The organism is Streptomyces sp. NPDC101160 (genome assembly GCF_044768205.1).
Classification (GTDB): Bacteria; Actinomycetota; Actinomycetes; order Streptomycetales; family Streptomycetaceae; genus Streptomyces.
In genome coordinates this window covers 402,792-417,764 of sequence record NZ_JBIWPJ010000001.1, presented here as the reverse complement: position 1 = coordinate 417,764, position 14,973 = coordinate 402,792, and the positions used below count along the sequence as shown (strand labels likewise).

Genomic DNA, 14,973 nt, shown 5'->3' with positions numbered 1-14,973 from the left:
GCCTGCGCCGGACGGGTGCGCGCCGAGGCGGCCGACCGGATCGGTTACCTCACGGCCGTCGGGTCGATCGCGGAGAGGGAACGTGGAGGTGTGCCGGCCGCGCTTGAAGTGATGTCGCTCCGGATCGCGGGTGCCGCGGCGGAGGAACCGCCGTGGGGCGGGCGTGGGGTGCCGAGCCGCGTTCGGGCAGGAGTGTGAGCGCTCACAACTGTCGGCGTCAACCAACGTGCCGCAAAAGGGAGTTGAAGGTGACGATCGGTCACGCCGAAGCAGTGTCTCCCTGCCGGTGACCCATGTCGGAGGTCTTGACGGAGCACGGTCGGTGAGAGCACTGTCACCGACTCAGGAACTGTCCCCTCGCCGCCCGCCGGGATTTCCGGCCGACCGCGAGGCGAATTGTTAGCGCTCACATTCCTCTAGCCGCGCTCAGCGATGAGCAGGGAGACACCATGAGTGGCAACAGAAGGACGATCCCAAGGGTGATCCACCCGAGCGCCGTGCTGCGCCGCCTCGCCCGAGCCGGGGCGGTCCTCGCCGTCCTGGCCGGCGCTCTGGCCGGCGCCACCGCGACGGGCGGCGTGGCGCAGGCGGCCTCGCCGGGCCCGTGCGACATCTATGCCTCCGGCGGCACGCCCTGCGTGGCCGCGCACAGCACCACCCGGGCGCTGTACTCCACGTACAGCGGGCCGCTCTACCAGGTCACGCGTGCGTCCGACAAGGCGCTCCGGGACATCGGTGCCCTGGGCGCGGGCGGTTACGCCGACGCCGCGGCGCAGGACGCGTTCTGCGCCGGAACCACCTGTCTCATCAGCGTCATCTACGACCAGAGCGGCCGGGGGAACCACCTCACCCAGGCGCCCGGGGGCGGGGCCGCACCCGGCCCTGACGACCTCGCGGTCGCGAACCTGGCGCCCGTCACGCTCAATGGGCACAAGGCGTACGGCGTATACGTGGCGCCGGGCACCGGCTACCGCAACAACCGCACCTCGGGCGTGGCGACCGGCGACCAGCCCGAGGGCATGTACGCCATCCTCGACGGCACGCACTACAACGGCGGCTGCTGCTTCGACTACGGCAACGCCGAGACGAGCAACAACGACACCGGCAACGGGCACATGGAGGCGATCTACTTCGGCAACATCAAGGTCTGGGGCTACGGCAGCGGCCCCGGCCCCTGGGTGATGGCCGACCTCGAGAACGGCCTGTTCTCCGGGGTCAACCCGGGCTACAACGCCAACGACCCGACGGTCAGCCACCGCTTCCTGACCGCCATGGTCAAGGGCGCGCCGAACCAGTGGGCGATCCGCGCCGGCGACGCCCGGTCCGGCTCCCTTTCGACGTTCTACTCCGGGCCCCGCCCGAACGCGTCGGGCTACAACCCCATGCACAAGGAGGGGGCGATCATCCTCGGCATCGGCGGGGACAACAGCAAGGGCGCCCGCGGCACCTTCTACGAGGGCGTGATGACCAGCGGCTACCCCTCGGACACCACCGAGAACGCCGTCCAGGCCAACGTGGTGGCCGCCGGCTACGCCGAGCAGCCCGGCACGACCGCGACGGGGGCGCTGCGCGGGGCCGGTTCGGGCAAGTGCCTGGACGTCCCGAACTCCTCCGCCACGCCGGGCGTGCAGTCGCAGATCCACAGCTGCTCCGGAGCGGCGAACCAGACCTGGACGCGCACGGCCGACGGCCGGCTCACCGTGAACCTCTCCGGCACCACGCTGTGCCTGGACGCGTACGGTGCCGGGACCGCCGACGGCACCAAGGTGGTGACCTGGCCCTGCAACGGCGGCGCCAACCAGCAGTGGCGCTTCAACGCGGACGGCAGCGTCGTCGGCGTCCAGTCCGGCCGCTGCCTAGACGTGTCCGGGGCCGGAACCGCGGACGGCACGCCGGTCCAGCTGTGGACCTGCTCGGGTGCGAGCAACCAGAGGTGGACCCTCGGGTGATCGTCCGGCCGGGCCCGGCTCCGCACCGCGCGGAGCCGGGCCCGGTTCCTGCGGCCCGGGTACGGCGGCGCGGAGGGCGCCGCTTCGGGCCGTCGCGCGCCGCCGCTCACGATGACCCGGGCCGCCTGGCGGATCCGCCTTGACCCGGTCGCGTACCGTGGTGCGCAGCAGAGGAGGGGACGACGCGTGGGAACCGAGAGTGCCGGGACGGAACAGCGCCAGCCCGTGATGGCGGACGTGGCGAAACTGGCGGGTGTGTCCCACCAGACGGTGTCCCGGGTGCTGAACGGTGCCCCGCACGTCCGGCCGGACACCCGGGACCGGGTGCTGGCCGCCATCCGGGAGCTCGACTACCGCCCCAACTCCGCAGCCCGCGCCCTGGTCACCCGTCGGTCGCAGACCCTCGGCGTGGTCAGCTTCGACTCCACGCTGTACGGTCCGGCGTCGATGCTGGACGGGATCGAGGGGGCCGCGCGGAGCGCCGGGTACTTCGTCAGCGTGACCAGCCTGCGCTCCCTGGACGGCCGCTCGGTCCAGGAGGCCGTCGACCGGCTGCGCGACCAGGGGGTGGAGGGCGTCGTGGTGATCGCGCCGCAGACCTCCGCCGTCAGCGCGGTGGCCCGGCTCTCCAGCTCGGTGCCGGTCGTCGCGGTCGGATCCGGGAACCAGACCCGGGTGCCCATGGTGTCGGTGAGCAACCGGTCGGGTGCGGGGGAGGTCACCAGGCACCTGCTCGACCTGGGCCACCGCACCGTGCACCACCTGGCGGGGCCGGCCAACTGGCTGGAGAGCCAGGACCGCGAGGAGGGGTGGCGCCGCACGCTGCGGGCGGCCGGCGCCCCCGTGCCGGACGTGGAGCGCGGCGACTGGAGCGCCCGCTCGGGTTACCAGGCCGGGCTGCGGCTCGCGCGACTGGACGACGTCACCGCCGTCTTCTGCGCCAACGACCACATGGCCCTGGGCCTGCTGCGCGCCCTGCACGAGGCCGGCCGGTCGGTCCCGGGCGACATCAGCGTGGTCGGCTTCGACGACATCCCGGAGGCCGCCTACTTCATCCCGCCGCTGACGACCGTGCGGCAGGACTTCGGCGAACTCGGCAGACGGGCCCTGGAACTGCTCGTCGGGCAACTGGCCGGCGCCACGGCCTCCAGGACCCATGTGGAGATCTCCCCGGAGATGGTGCTGCGCCGCAGCGTCGGCCCGGCCGCCCGGCACTGAGGCTTCTGTTCGGTTCCGCTCGACGACGGTCTACCGCTTCTCGGCCGGGTGACTCGGGGAGCAGGGGGAGCCGGGTCGCGCGCTCGTGCGGCCCGGCTCCGGCGTACACCCGGGTCAGCGGGCGCCGAGGAGGTGTTCGAGGGCCAGCTGGTCGAGCTGCTCGAAGGCCATGCCGCGGCGGGCGGCGGCGTCGACGTCGAAGTCCTCGAAGGCGGAGCGGTCCGCGAGGAGGCCGGTCAGGCCGTCCTCGGCCGTGCGGAGGGCGAGTTCGGGCAGGCGGGAGGCCGCGAGCGCGGCCCGTACCTCAGGGTCGGCCCGGAAGGCGCGGGAACGCTCCGCGAGGAGCAGGTAGTTGCGCATGCAGGCGGCCGCCGAGGCCCAGACGCCGTCGGCGTCCTCCGTGCGCGACGGCTTGAAGTCGAAGTGCCGCGGGCCGTCGTAGCCGGCCGACTCCAGCAGGTCGACCAGCCAGAAGGCCTGCCGCAGGTCCCCCGCGCCGAAGCGCAGGTCCTGGTCGTACTTGATGCCGGACTGGCCGTTGAGGTCGATGTGGAACAGCTTGTCGTGCCACAGGGCCTGCGCGATCCCGTGCGGGAAGTTGAGCCCTGCCATCTGCTCGTGGCCGACCTCCGGGTTGAGACCGACCCGGTCGGGGCGCTCCAACGCGTTGATGAACGCCAGGGCGTGGCCGACGGTGGGCAGCAGGATGTCGCCGCGCGGCTCGTTGGGCTTGGGCTCGATCGCGAAGCGCAGGTCGTAGCCCTGCTGCTCGACGTACTCGCCGAGCAGGTCGAACGCCTCCTTCAGCCGGTCGAGCGCGGTGCGTACGTCCTTGGCCGCGCCGGACTCGGCTCCCTCGCGCCCGCCCCAGGCGACGTACACGGAGGCGCCGAGCTCCACGGCCAGGTCGATGTTGCGGATCGTCTTGCGCAGCGCGTAGCGCCGTACGTCACGGTCGTTGGCGGTGAACGCGCCGTCCTTGAAGACGGGATGGGTGAAGAGGTTCGTCGTCGCCATCGGCACCTTCAGGCCGGAGGAGTCCAGCGCGGTACGGAAGCGCTTGACGGCCTGTTCCCGTGCGGCCTCGTTCGCGCCGAACGGGATCAGGTCGTCGTCGTGGAACGTGACGCCGTACGCGCCGAGCCCGGCCAGCCGCCCCACGGTCTCGACCGGGTCGAGGGCGGGCCGGGTCGCGTCGCCGAAGGGGTCGCGCCCCTGCCAGCCGACGGTCCACAGGCCGAAGGTGAACTTGTGCGCGGGGGCGGGAGACAGCGGGTCGCTGGACATGAGCGGCTCCGGATCAGTGCTGAGGGGTATTTGTCAGGGCACTCAACAAATTAGTATGCCGGGACGTCGGACGGAACCCCACCGGAGGAACGCATGGCAGCGCAGCGCGTCGTGATCGGCGTCGACAGCTCGACCCAGTCCACCAAGGCCCTCGCCGTCGACATCGACTCGGGAGCGGTCGTGGGCGAGGGCCGCGCCGCCCACGCCGTCAGCGAGGGCGCCGGCCGGGAGAGCGACCCCGACCAGTGGTGGCGGGCGCTCGAAGAGGCCGCCGCCCGCACGGGCTGGGCCGGGCGCGCGGCCGCCGTCTCGATCGCCGGCCAGCAGCACGGGCTGGTCACCCTCGACGCGGCCGGAGCGCCGGTCCGTCCGGCGCTGCTGTGGAACGACGTCCGATCGGCCCCCCAAGCCGCCGGGCTGCGGGCCGCCTTCGGCCCGGCGGAGATCGTCCGCCGCACCGGGAGCCTGCCGACCGCCGCCTTCACCGCCGCCAAGTGGAGCTGGCTGCGCACCCACGAGCCGGCCGCCGCCGACCGCGCTGCCGCCGTCCGCCTCCCGCACGACTTCCTCACGGAACGGCTGACCGGCGAGGCGGTGACCGACCGCGGTGACGCGTCGGGCACCGGCTGGTGGGGACCGGACGGCTACGACGGGGACATCCTCGACCGCATCGGTCTCGACCCGGCCCTGCTGCCGCGGGTCCTCGCGCCGGGCACCCGGGCCGGCGCCGTCCGCGCCGGGACGGTCCTGCGCCAAGGGGTGCCGGTGGCCACCGGCACCGGCGACAACATGGCCGCGGCCCTCGGCCTCGGTCTGCGGCCCGGGCAGCCGGTGCTCAGCCTCGGCACCTCAGGGACGGTCTACGCCGTCGCCCGCAGCAGGCCCATGGACCCGAGCGGTACGGTCGCGGGCTTCGCCGACGCCCTCGGCGGCTGGCTGCCGCTCGCCTGCACGCTCAACTGCACCCTCGCGGTCGACCGCTTCGCCGCCCTCCTCGGCCGCGGCCGCGACGAGGTCGAGGACGGCGGCAGCGCGGTCGTCCTGCCGTATCTGGACGGCGAGCGCACCCCGGACCTCCCGGGCGCCTCCGGACTGGTCCACGGGCTCCGGCACGACACCACCCCGGGACAGCTGCTCCAGGCCGCCTACGACGGCGCCGCCCACGCCCTGCTCACCGCCCTCGACGACGTGCTCCGCGCCGGAGGCGGGGACCTCGCGGACGACGAGCCGCTGCTCCTGATCGGCGGCGGCGCCCGCGGCCGGGCCTGGCAGCGGACCGTCCTCAGGCTCTCCGGCCGGGCGGTCCGGATCCCGCACGCGCGCGAGCTGGTCGCGCTCGGGGCGGCCGCCCAGGCCGCCGCCCTGGTCACCGGCGAGCCCGCGGACGCCGTGGCGCGTCGCTGGCGCACCGCCGAAGGCCCGGTCCTTGAGCCCGTCGCACGGGACGAGGCGGCGCTCGAACGGATCGGCGATACCCTGCGTCGGGCCGGAGCCTTGCAGGGAGCCCCGGTCGAGGAGCGGTAGGAGAGCGGCGCGTGGCAGTGGGCGGCAGGGCGAGGAGCGGGTCGGGGAGCGGGCCCGTGTCGCAGCAGGACATGCGCCGGCAGAACCTCTCGGTGGTCCTCGGCACGGTCGCCGCGCACGGCCCGCCGTCCCACACGTTGTCCCGCCCACTGTCCCGCGCGGACGTCGCCGGACGCGTCGGACTGACCAGGGCGGCCGTCTCCTCGCTGGTCGACGAACTGATCATGCGGGGTGCGCTGACCGAGGAGGAGGCCGTGTCCGGCGGGCGGGTCGGCCGCCCCGGACGCGCGCTGTCGGTGAGCGACGAGGGCCCCGCCGGCCTCGGCCTGGAGATCGGCGTCACGCACCTCGGCGCCTGTGTCGTGGACCTGCGCGGAGAACCGCGCGTCTGGCGCCGGGTGGAACGCGCGAACGTCGGGCGGACGGCCGGGCAGGTACTGGCGGAGACCGCCGCGCTGGCCGCCGAGGTGGAGGCCGAGGCCGCCGGACTCGGGCTGCGCGTCCACGGACGGGTGCTCGCCGTGCCCGGGGTCGTGCCCAACGAACCGGCCGGACGCGTCGAGCACGCGCCCAACCTCGGCTGGCACACGGTCGGCGTCGCCGACCACTGGCCCGACCCGGACACGGTGCCCGAGCCGGAGAACGAGGCCAACCTCGGGGCGCTGGCCGAGTACTGGAACGCGGAGCAGGCGGTGGAGACCTTCGTGCACGTCTCCGCCGAGGCCGGAATCGGTGCCGCCCTCGTGATCGACGGACAGCTCTTCCGTGGCGCCCGCGGTTTCGCGGGCGAACTCGGCCACCTCCCCGTCCATCCGACCGGCGTCCGCTGTGCCTGCGGTGCGCGCGGCTGCCTGGAGCAGTACGCGGGCCTGGCGGCCGTACTGCTCCAGGCAGGACTCGGACCGGACGGTCCCGGGGCGGGCGCGGACGCCGTCGCCCTGCTGGCCGAGCGGGCGGGCGCCGGGCACCCGTCCACTCTGCGGGCCCTGGACCGCGCGGGGCGGGCCCTCGGCCTCGCCCTCGCGTCCGCGGTGAACCTCGTCGACCCGGACGGCCTCGTCCTCGGCGGCGCCTACGCCGAACTCGCCGAGTGGCTGCTGCCGTCGGTCCACGCCGAACTGGCCGAGCGGATCACCGTCCGGCCCTGGACGCCCGAGGCGCTGCGCCCGTCCGCTCTGGGACGGCGCGGGCCCGTGCTCGGAGCGGCACAGACGACGGTCCGCCGGATCATGGCCGATCCCACGCTGCTCCCGGCGGCGTGATCCGGGGCCACGATCGTCACGGGGTGGTGCAGGCAGTGCCGTCGAGGCTGAACCGGCTGGGGAGCGGCGGAAGGAGCGGCGGAAGGAGCGGCGGAAGGAGCGGCGGAAGGAGCGGCGGAAAACGTCGTCGAAAGTTTCGAACCGCCGACTGATCCCTGAGGGGCCGTAGAGCCGGTCTGGCACTCCGTCAACCGTTCGCGGGCGGCGCGGTACTGCTGCGCTCGACCAGGCTGGTCGCCAGGTCGACCCGGAGTGTGCCGGGCCGCACCCCCCGGGCGAGGTCGATCGCCAGGCGGGCCGCGGTCTCGGCCATCTCGGTCAGCGGCTGGCGCACGGTGGTCAGCGGCGGGCCCACCCAGCGGGCCAGCGGGAGGTCGTCGAAGCCGACCACGCTGAGGTCCTCGGGGATGCGCAGCCCCAGCTCACGGGCGGCCTCGTACAACCCGAGCGCCTGCAGGTCGTTCCCGGCGAACACGGCGGTCGGCCGGTCGGCCAGGGCCAGCAGCTCCAGGCCGATCCGGCGGCCGGACTCGTGGTGGAAGTCGCCCGCCCGCACCAGCTCCGGGTCGTACGGGAGGCCCGCCATGTCGAGCGCCGCCCGGTAGCCGTCGGTCCGGGCCCGGCTGCACATCATCCGGGCGGGGCCGCCGATGAGGCCGATCCGGCGGTGGCCGAGGTCGATCAGGTGCCGGGTGGCGGCCAGGCCGCCGTCCCAGTTGGTGGTGCCGACGGCCGGCACGTCCTGGCCGGGGTCGCCGGCCGGGTCCATCACCACGAACGGGATGCCCCGGCCGGCCAGTTGCTCCCGCTGCGCGCGCTCCAGGCCGGACAGCACCAGGACCACGCCGGTCGGCCGGCGGGCGAGGACCCCGTCCACCCACGACTGGCCCGGGCTGAGCCGGCCGGCGGACTCGGAGAGCACGATGCTCAGTCCCTCGTCGCGCACCGCGTTCTCGACGCCGCGGATCACCTCCACCGCCCAGGCGCTCTCCAGCTCGTGGAAGACCAGCTCGAGCAGCGGGCTCACCTGACGGCCGCCGCCGCGCCGCCGGTAACCGTGCCGGTGCAGCAGCTCCTCCACCCGCTCCCGGGTGGCCGGGGCGACATCGGCCCGCCCGTTCAGGACCTTCGAAACAGTCGGCGCGGAGACTCCTGCCTCCCGCGCGATCTCGGCGAGCGTCGCCGCTCTGGTCACGGGTTCCTCCTGCACTGCCCTTGCCGGGCCAAGTCCGTCGTCGGCCGCACGCCACGGATGCTAGCGCCGCCGGCGGACCGGGCCCCGATCTCGTCGTACGCCTTGACGGACGACGGGGACGACCCTAGTTTTCCCACAGCATTCGGAAACTTGCTCGAAATATTCGAGATTCGAGAGCAGGGGTGCCGCAATCCACCCCCGACCCCGTAGCGGAGGAATTCCCGTGCGCCGATCGAGCCGCCGACTGTCCCTGCTCGTCGCCCCCGCGCTGACCGCCCTCCTGGTCGCCGTCCAACCAGGCACCGCCCACGCCGCCGACCCCACCCTGATGACCAACGGCTTCTACGTCGACCCCGCCTCCAGCGCACAGCGGTGGGTCGACGCCAACCGCGGCGACGGCCGCGCTCCCGCCATCCAGGCGTCGATCGCCAACGTGCCGATGGCGCGCTGGTTCGGCAACTGGAGCGGCGCCATCGGCACGGCGACCGGGGCCTACACCGGTGCGGCGGCCGCCGCCGGCAAGCTGCCGGTCCTGGTGGCGTACAACATCCCCAACCGGGACATCTGCGCCGGCCAGTCCGGCGGCGGTGCGGGCAGCGCCGCCGACTACCGGAGCTGGATCGCCGCGTTCGCCTCCGGCATCGGCAACCGACCGGCTGTGGTCGTCCTCGAACCCGACTCCCTCGGCGACGAGAGCTGCATGACCCCGGCCCAGATCTCCGAACGCAACGCGCTGCTGAGCGACGCCATCGCGCAGTTCGCCACCAAAGCGCCGAACACGTGGGTCTATCTGGACGCCGGCAACCCCGGCTGGCTGAGCGCCGACACCATGGCCCGGCACCTGGCCGCCGCCGGGGTGAGCGGAGCCCACGGCTTCTCCCTGAACGTCTCGAACTACCTCACTACCGCGGAGAACACCGCCTACGGCAACGCCGTCAACGCGGCCCTGAAGTCGACGAAGGGCTTCACCAAGCCGTACGTCATCGACACCAGCCGCAACGGCAACGGATCCAACGGCGCATGGTGCAACGCGGCCGGGCGGAGGATCGGGACGCCCACCCAGTGGGGCGGCGGCGCCGAGATGCTGCTGTGGATCAAGGCGCCCGGCGAGTCCGACGGCAACTGCGGCGTAGGCGCCGGATCGACCGCCGGACAGTTCCTGCCCGAGGTGGCCTACAAGATGATCTACGGCTACTGAGCGCCGCACGCGCAGCAGGCTCGTCCGTATCGGCAGCGTGCACCTGACGGGGTGCGCCGACCCTACGGACGACCCGTCATACCTGAGAGCTACCCGCAAGGTTGGCTCCCCGGCGGGACGTCGACGACGGCGTCCGGTTCCTACCTTTCGGAGCGTCACGACCACGCCCCGGAAGGACCCCCATGGCGCCCCCCGTCCGCACCACCCGCCTCCGCCGCACCCTGCTCGCCGCGCTCGTCACCGCCGCCGTCGCCGTGCCGGTCGTGGGCGCCGCCCGGCCCGCCGAGGTGCCGGCGCCCGCGCCGCGAGCCGTACGACCGCTGACCGCGGGCGATCCCGCCGCGCTCGCCGCACAGCTGGACGCGCGGTACGCGACCGGGCGGGCGGACCTGGCGGCGGCCGCGCGCATGGCGGACGAGTACGGGGCGCACCGGCGGGCCGGGTCGCTGCGGACGATGGCCGGGCCCGGCCGGCAGTTCCTCGCCTTCGACGGGCGGGACGGCGGCCGCAGCGTGGAGGTCGTCGGTGACCTGGCCCGCGCCGACCGGATCGCCGTCCTCGTCCCCGGCGTGGACACCGCGCCCGACAGCTACGGCCGCTTCCGCGCCGGAGCCGTCGCCCTGCAGGCCACCCTGCAGCGGGAGTTCGGTGCCCGCGCCGCCGTCGTCGGCTGGCTCGGCTACCGCACCCCCGCCACCGCCAGCGCCGCCTCCCTGACCCCCGGTCGCGCCGACCAGGCCGCACCCGGACTCCGCGCCTTCGTCGAGGAGTTGCGCGGCATCCGGCCCGATGCCCGGATCACCCTGCTCGGCCACTCCTACGGCTCCGTGGTGTGCGCGCTCGCCGCCCACGGACTGCCCGTCGCCGCCGTCGTCCTCTACGGCAGCCCCGGCACCGGCCTCGACAGCGCCGCCGACCTGCACACCCGCGCCACCGTCTGGGCCGGCCGCGCCACCGGCGACTGGGTCGCCGAGGTGCCCCACCTCAGCCTGCCCCTGCTCCCCGGCACCGAACTCGGCTTCGGCACCGACCCCATGGACCCCGCCTTCGGCGCCCGCCGCTTCGCCACCGGCGACGGCGGCCACAGCGACTACCTCGCGCCCGGCTCCGTACCGCTGCGCAACCTCGCCCGGATCGTCGACGGGCAGGAGCCCGACCGTGCGTGACACCCTGCGCGGCGTCGCCCACCGGATAGCCGACGCCACCCCGCCCGGCCGCGACCGCGCCCTCGACGCGCTGCGCGCCTTCGCCATCCTCGGCGTCGTGCTCGGCCACTGGCTGGTCACCGCCGTCGTCGCCGACAGCGGCACCCTGCACGTCGAGAGCCCGCTCGGCCACCTGCCCGAACTCACCCCGGTCTCCTGGGTGTTCCAGACCCTCGCCGTCTTCTTCCTGGTGGGCGGACACGTGGCCGCCCGCGGCCACGCCGCCGCCCGCGCCCGCGGCGAGGGCCACGGCCGGTGGATCGCGGGCCGGCTGCGCCGGCTGTTCCGGCCGGTCGTCCCGCTGCTCCTCGTCTGGCTGGTCGCCACGGTCGCCATGCTCGCCTCCGGCGTGCCCTGGCCGACCGTCCACACCCTCGGCAAGCTCGTGCTCTCGCCGCTGTGGTTCCTCCTCGTCCTCGCGGCGCTCACCGCCGCCACCCCGCTCGTCGCCCGCGTCCACCCGCTGTGGCCGCTCGCCGTCGTTCTCCACGTCGATCTGTTCCGCTTCGGGTTCGACGGCCCCGACTGGCTCGGCTGGCTCAACCTGCCGGCCGGCTGGCTCGTCCCGTACTGCCTGGGCGCCCTGCTCGCCCGCCGCGGCCCCACAGGTCCTGTCCGGAGTTCCCCCGCGGCGTCGCGCCGGAACTCCGGACAGGACCTCGCACCGGCCGCCGCCTGGACCCTGCTGCTCGGCGGCGCCACGGTGACCGGCCTCCTCGTCGCCTTCGCCGGCTACCCCGGCTCCATGGTCGGCGTGCCGGGCGCCCCGGTCTCCAACCTCAACCCGCCCACGCTCGCCGCCGTCACCTTCGGCCTCGCCCAGTGCGGCGCCGCGCTGCTGCTCCTCGGGCCGCTGCGCCGCGCCCTGCGCCGGCCCGCCGCCTGGGCGGCCGTGGCACTGCTCAACCTCTGCGCCATGACCGTCTTCCTCTGGCACCAGACCGCGATGATCGCCGTCACCACCGGTGGACTGTTCACCGCCGGCCTCCTCGGCCACGGCCCGCTCACCGGCCTCCACACCGTGCCCGACGGCTACGACTGGGTCCTCGCCCGGCTCGGCTGGCTCCCGCTCTTCGCCGTCGCGCTGCTGGTCTGCGGCGCGGTTTTCCACGCGTACGAACGCACCACCCGCACCGTCCGGGCCTCCGGCCGGAGGTCCGGGACCAGCCCTGGGAGAAGGACGGAGACACGACGTGCCTAGGCTGTGGCAGAGAAACGAACACACGGGCGGGGGAAGCACGGTGGGCACGGTGGGGGACACGGCACGGTGGGAGAGCGCGCTGCGCGCCGCCCCCGAGATCCTGCGCGCCGACCTCGGCTCGCCGCAGCGCGACCCGCTGCCCCGCCACCGCTACCTCAGCTGGCTGCCGCACGCCCATCTGGTCCTCTTCAGCCTCCTCATGGGGATGTGGGAGATGACGCAGTACGAGAACGCCATGGACCCGGCCCCCGGCAGCATCGCGCTGTTCGTCATCGCCCAGACCGCCGCGCCCGTCCTCGCCCTCACCCGGCCCGCCGCCGCCACCTGGCTCTCCGCCGCCGCGCTGCTGCTCACCAGCACCTTCGCGGCGCCCTTCTTCGGCGCCCCCTGGCCGTGGAGCGGCGCGGCCGTCGCGCTGCACACCCTCGTCCTGCTGCTGCTCGCCCTGCGCGTCCGGCCCCTCGCCGCCGCCACCGCGCTCGGCATCACCCTGCTCACCGGCGTGGGCGCCCTGCTGCCGCACACCGTGCCGCACCCGCCGATCCTCGCCGTCGGCGCCGCCTTCTTCACGACCGCGACCGTCGTCGGCGGCTCCCTGCGCGCCGCCCGCGTCTCGCGCACCCGGCTCGTCGAGCAGGAGGAGCTCACCGCCGAGGAACGCGCCCGGCGCGCCCTCCTGGAGGAGCGCGGCCGGATCGCCCGCGAACTGCACGACGTGGTCGCGCACCACATGTCTGTCATCTCCATCCAGGCCCAGGTCGCCCCGCACCTGGTCGAGAACCCCTCGCCCGAGCTGCGCGAGAACCTGGCCGGCATCCGGCAGAACGCCGTCGACGCCCTCACCGAACTCCGCCGCGTCCTCGGCGTGCTGCGCGGCGACGGCGACCGGGGCGACACCACCGCCGGCGTACGGCACGCCCCGCAGCCCACCCTCGACCGGCTCGGCGAACTCCTCGGCAACGTCCGCGCCGCCGGCCTCGACGTGACCGCCGAGACGCACGGCGAGCCCCGGCCGCTCTCCCCGGGCGCCGAGCTCTCCGCGTACCGCATCGTGCAGGAGGCCCTCAGCAACGTGATGCGCCACGCCCCCGGCGCCCGGGCCGGCGTGGAGACCCGCTACCACCGCGACGGACTGACCGTGCGGATCACCAACACGGCCCCCGACGGCCCGGCCGCCGCAGCCCTCGCCCCCGCCGCCCCGCGCGCGTCCGGCGAACCCGGCCACGGGCTGCTCGGCATGCGCGAACGCGCCGCCATGCTCGGCGGCGAACTCGCCGCCGGACCCACCCCCGACGGCGGCTGGGAGGTCACCGCGGTGCTCCCCGCCCCCCTCTCCACGAAGGACGCCTCACGTTCATGAGCAGCGACAGCGACGACATCAGGGTTCTCATCGCGGACGACCAGAGCATGGTCCGGCAGGGCTTCACGGTCCTGCTGAACGCCGAACCCGGCATCGAGGTCGTCGGCCAGGCCGTCGACGGCGCCGACGCCGTCGCGCAGGCCGCCGGACTCGCCCCCGACGTCGTCCTCATGGACATCCGGATGCCCGGCATGGGCGGCATCGAGGCCACCCGGCTGCTCACCGCCCCCGCCGACGCCACCGTCAAGGTGCTCGTCCTGACCACCTTCGACCTGGACGAGTACGTGTACGAGGCGCTGCGCGCCGGCGCGGCGGGCTTCCTCCTCAAGGACGCCTCGGCCGAGGAACTCGCCCAGGCGGTACGGGTCGTGGCGCGCGGCGACGCGCTGCTCGCGCCCAATGTGACCAAGCGGCTCATCGCGGAGTTCTCCCGGCTCAGCCCCGCCCCGCGGGTCCCGCTGATGGACCGGCTCGGCGCGCTGACGGAGCGCGAGACGGAGGTCCTGACGCTCATCGCGCAGGGCCTGTCCAACGCCGAGATCGCCGCCCGGCTCGTCGTCGCCGAGCAGACCGTGAAGACCTATGTGAGCCGCATCCTCACCAAGCTCGGCCTGCGCGACCGCACCCAGGCCGCGGTGCACGCGTACGAGAGCGGTCTGGTCCGCCCCGGCGCTCAGTAGGGCACGGAGGCCGGACACACGACCGGCCCCCGCCGCCGGGGCGACAGGGGCCGGTCAGGCACCGGGGCTCAGACGCCCGGCGGGACCCGGGACGGGCGGCCGGAGCCGCGCGTCAGGACGTAACCGCCGATGCCCGCGAGCGCGGCGAGCACGCCGCCCGCGGCCGTCCACAGCCAGCGGTCGGACCACCAGCCGGAGGACCAGCCGTCCTCCGGCGCCCGCGCCTCGACGGTCTCGGGCGTGGTGGCGCCGGGCACCAGCGGGACGGCGAGCGCGCCGTCCGCCGCGTACGCGCCGCCCAGCTCCTTCGAGCTCGCCCCGATCCGCGCCGAGAACGGCTGGCCCAGGTCGTCCTCGGGCAGGCCGGTGACCGTCAGACGGACGAAGTAGCTGCCCGGCAGCGGGTCGTTCGACCAGGTGTCGGCGGCGGCCCGGACCGGGCGCAGCGTGCAGGCCAGCTCCACCGTCGCGGCGTCCTTGGCCGCGAGGCGGGACTGCATGCCGTACATGCACGGCTGGCGCCGGCGCAGCCCGTCGTACACGTCGATCCGCCAGGCCGAGGAGCCGTGCCGCAGCGCGGAGTCGGGCAGCGTGACGGTGGCGGTGACGGTGGGCCGCTCGCCGGAGTCGGCGGGGAACTGCCAGTACAGGTAGTCACCCGTGGACGCCTGCGCGGTGGCCTGCCGGCCCTGCCGGAAGAAGGCGGCGGTACGGAACGAGGTGCCGGCCTCGGTCGGCCCGGCCTCCGCCGCGGCGCCGCTCGCGCTGCCGCTCGGGGTGGGGGTCGCGGTGTCCGCGAGGCCCGCCGGGGCGGCCGGGCCGAGCAGGGCCGCACCGGCGAGCACGAGGCCCGCGGTGAGCCGGCGGAGGGTGCGGGTGGTCTTCCCCATCGGT

The 14,973-nt window shown here is 74.7% G+C and carries 12 protein-coding genes; 9 read left to right on the top strand and 3 right to left on the bottom strand.

The window, feature by feature from the left end:
- Positions 1 to 449 precede the first annotated feature (449 nt).
- Positions 450 to 1,949 carry an arabinofuranosidase catalytic domain-containing protein gene (locus ACIRSU_RS01900; RefSeq protein WP_403788157.1) on the top strand — a complete coding sequence of 500 codons (1,500 nt, stop codon included), beginning with the start codon at positions 450 to 452 and terminating at the stop codon, positions 1,947 to 1,949.
- 186 nt (positions 1,950 to 2,135) lie between these two features.
- Entirely contained in the window at positions 2,136 to 3,167 is a 1,032-nt protein-coding gene (locus ACIRSU_RS01895) for a LacI family DNA-binding transcriptional regulator (RefSeq protein WP_403788155.1), read from the top strand.
- Between the two features lie 114 nt (positions 3,168 to 3,281).
- Here the strand turns inward: ACIRSU_RS01895 and xylA are convergent, their stop codons facing one another.
- On the bottom strand, positions 3,282 to 4,454 hold the full coding sequence (gene xylA, locus ACIRSU_RS01890; RefSeq protein ID WP_403788153.1) for a xylose isomerase: 1,173 nt from the start codon (positions 4,452 to 4,454) through the stop codon (positions 3,282 to 3,284).
- Between the two features lie 93 nt (positions 4,455 to 4,547).
- Here xylA and xylB point away from each other — a divergent pair, with 93 nt between their 5' ends.
- Positions 4,548 to 5,978 (top strand): xylulokinase, encoded by a 1,431-nt coding sequence (xylB, locus tag ACIRSU_RS01885; RefSeq protein ID WP_403788151.1) that lies wholly within the window; start codon positions 4,548 to 4,550, stop codon positions 5,976 to 5,978.
- Positions 5,979 to 6,049: 71 nt separating this feature from the next.
- On the top strand, positions 6,050 to 7,240 hold the full coding sequence (locus ACIRSU_RS01880) for an ROK family protein (RefSeq protein ID WP_403789372.1): 1,191 nt from the start codon (positions 6,050 to 6,052) through the stop codon (positions 7,238 to 7,240).
- 187 nt (positions 7,241 to 7,427) lie between these two features.
- Here ACIRSU_RS01880 and ACIRSU_RS01875 read toward each other — a convergent pair whose 3' ends face one another.
- On the bottom strand, positions 7,428 to 8,435 hold the full coding sequence (locus ACIRSU_RS01875; protein ID WP_403788149.1) for a LacI family DNA-binding transcriptional regulator: 1,008 nt from the start codon (positions 8,433 to 8,435) through the stop codon (positions 7,428 to 7,430).
- A gap of 244 nt (positions 8,436 to 8,679) precedes the next feature.
- On the opposite strand from ACIRSU_RS01875, the gene ACIRSU_RS01870 reads away from it, so the two are divergent.
- The 5 genes from ACIRSU_RS01870 (at position 8,680) to ACIRSU_RS01850 (ending at position 14,079) form a co-directional block, all read left to right on the top strand.
- Complete coding sequence (locus ACIRSU_RS01870; RefSeq protein ID WP_403789371.1) at positions 8,680 to 9,633, top strand: glycoside hydrolase family 6 protein; 954 nt, start codon at positions 8,680 to 8,682, stop codon at positions 9,631 to 9,633.
- 182 nt (positions 9,634 to 9,815) lie between these two features.
- A complete protein-coding gene (locus ACIRSU_RS01865) occupies positions 9,816 to 10,799 on the top strand; it encodes an alpha/beta hydrolase (protein ID WP_403788147.1) in 984 nt (327 codons plus the stop codon).
- Entirely contained in the window at positions 10,792 to 12,039 is a 1,248-nt protein-coding gene (locus tag ACIRSU_RS01860) for an acyltransferase (protein ID WP_403788145.1), read from the top strand. Before ACIRSU_RS01865 ends, ACIRSU_RS01860 begins: the two co-directional genes overlap by 8 nt.
- Positions 12,040 to 12,079: 40 nt before the next feature.
- Entirely contained in the window at positions 12,080 to 13,399 is a 1,320-nt protein-coding gene (locus tag ACIRSU_RS01855) for a sensor histidine kinase (RefSeq protein WP_403788143.1), read from the top strand.
- Entirely contained in the window at positions 13,396 to 14,079 is a 684-nt protein-coding gene (locus tag ACIRSU_RS01850; protein WP_403788141.1) for a response regulator, read from the top strand. The genes ACIRSU_RS01855 and ACIRSU_RS01850 overlap by 4 nt, the downstream gene beginning before the upstream one ends.
- A gap of 68 nt (positions 14,080 to 14,147) precedes the next feature.
- Here ACIRSU_RS01850 and ACIRSU_RS01845 read toward each other — a convergent pair whose 3' ends face one another.
- A complete protein-coding gene (locus ACIRSU_RS01845) occupies positions 14,148 to 14,969 on the bottom strand; it encodes a hypothetical protein (protein WP_403788139.1) in 822 nt (273 codons plus the stop codon).
- Between the last annotated feature and the right edge of the window lie 4 nt (positions 14,970 to 14,973).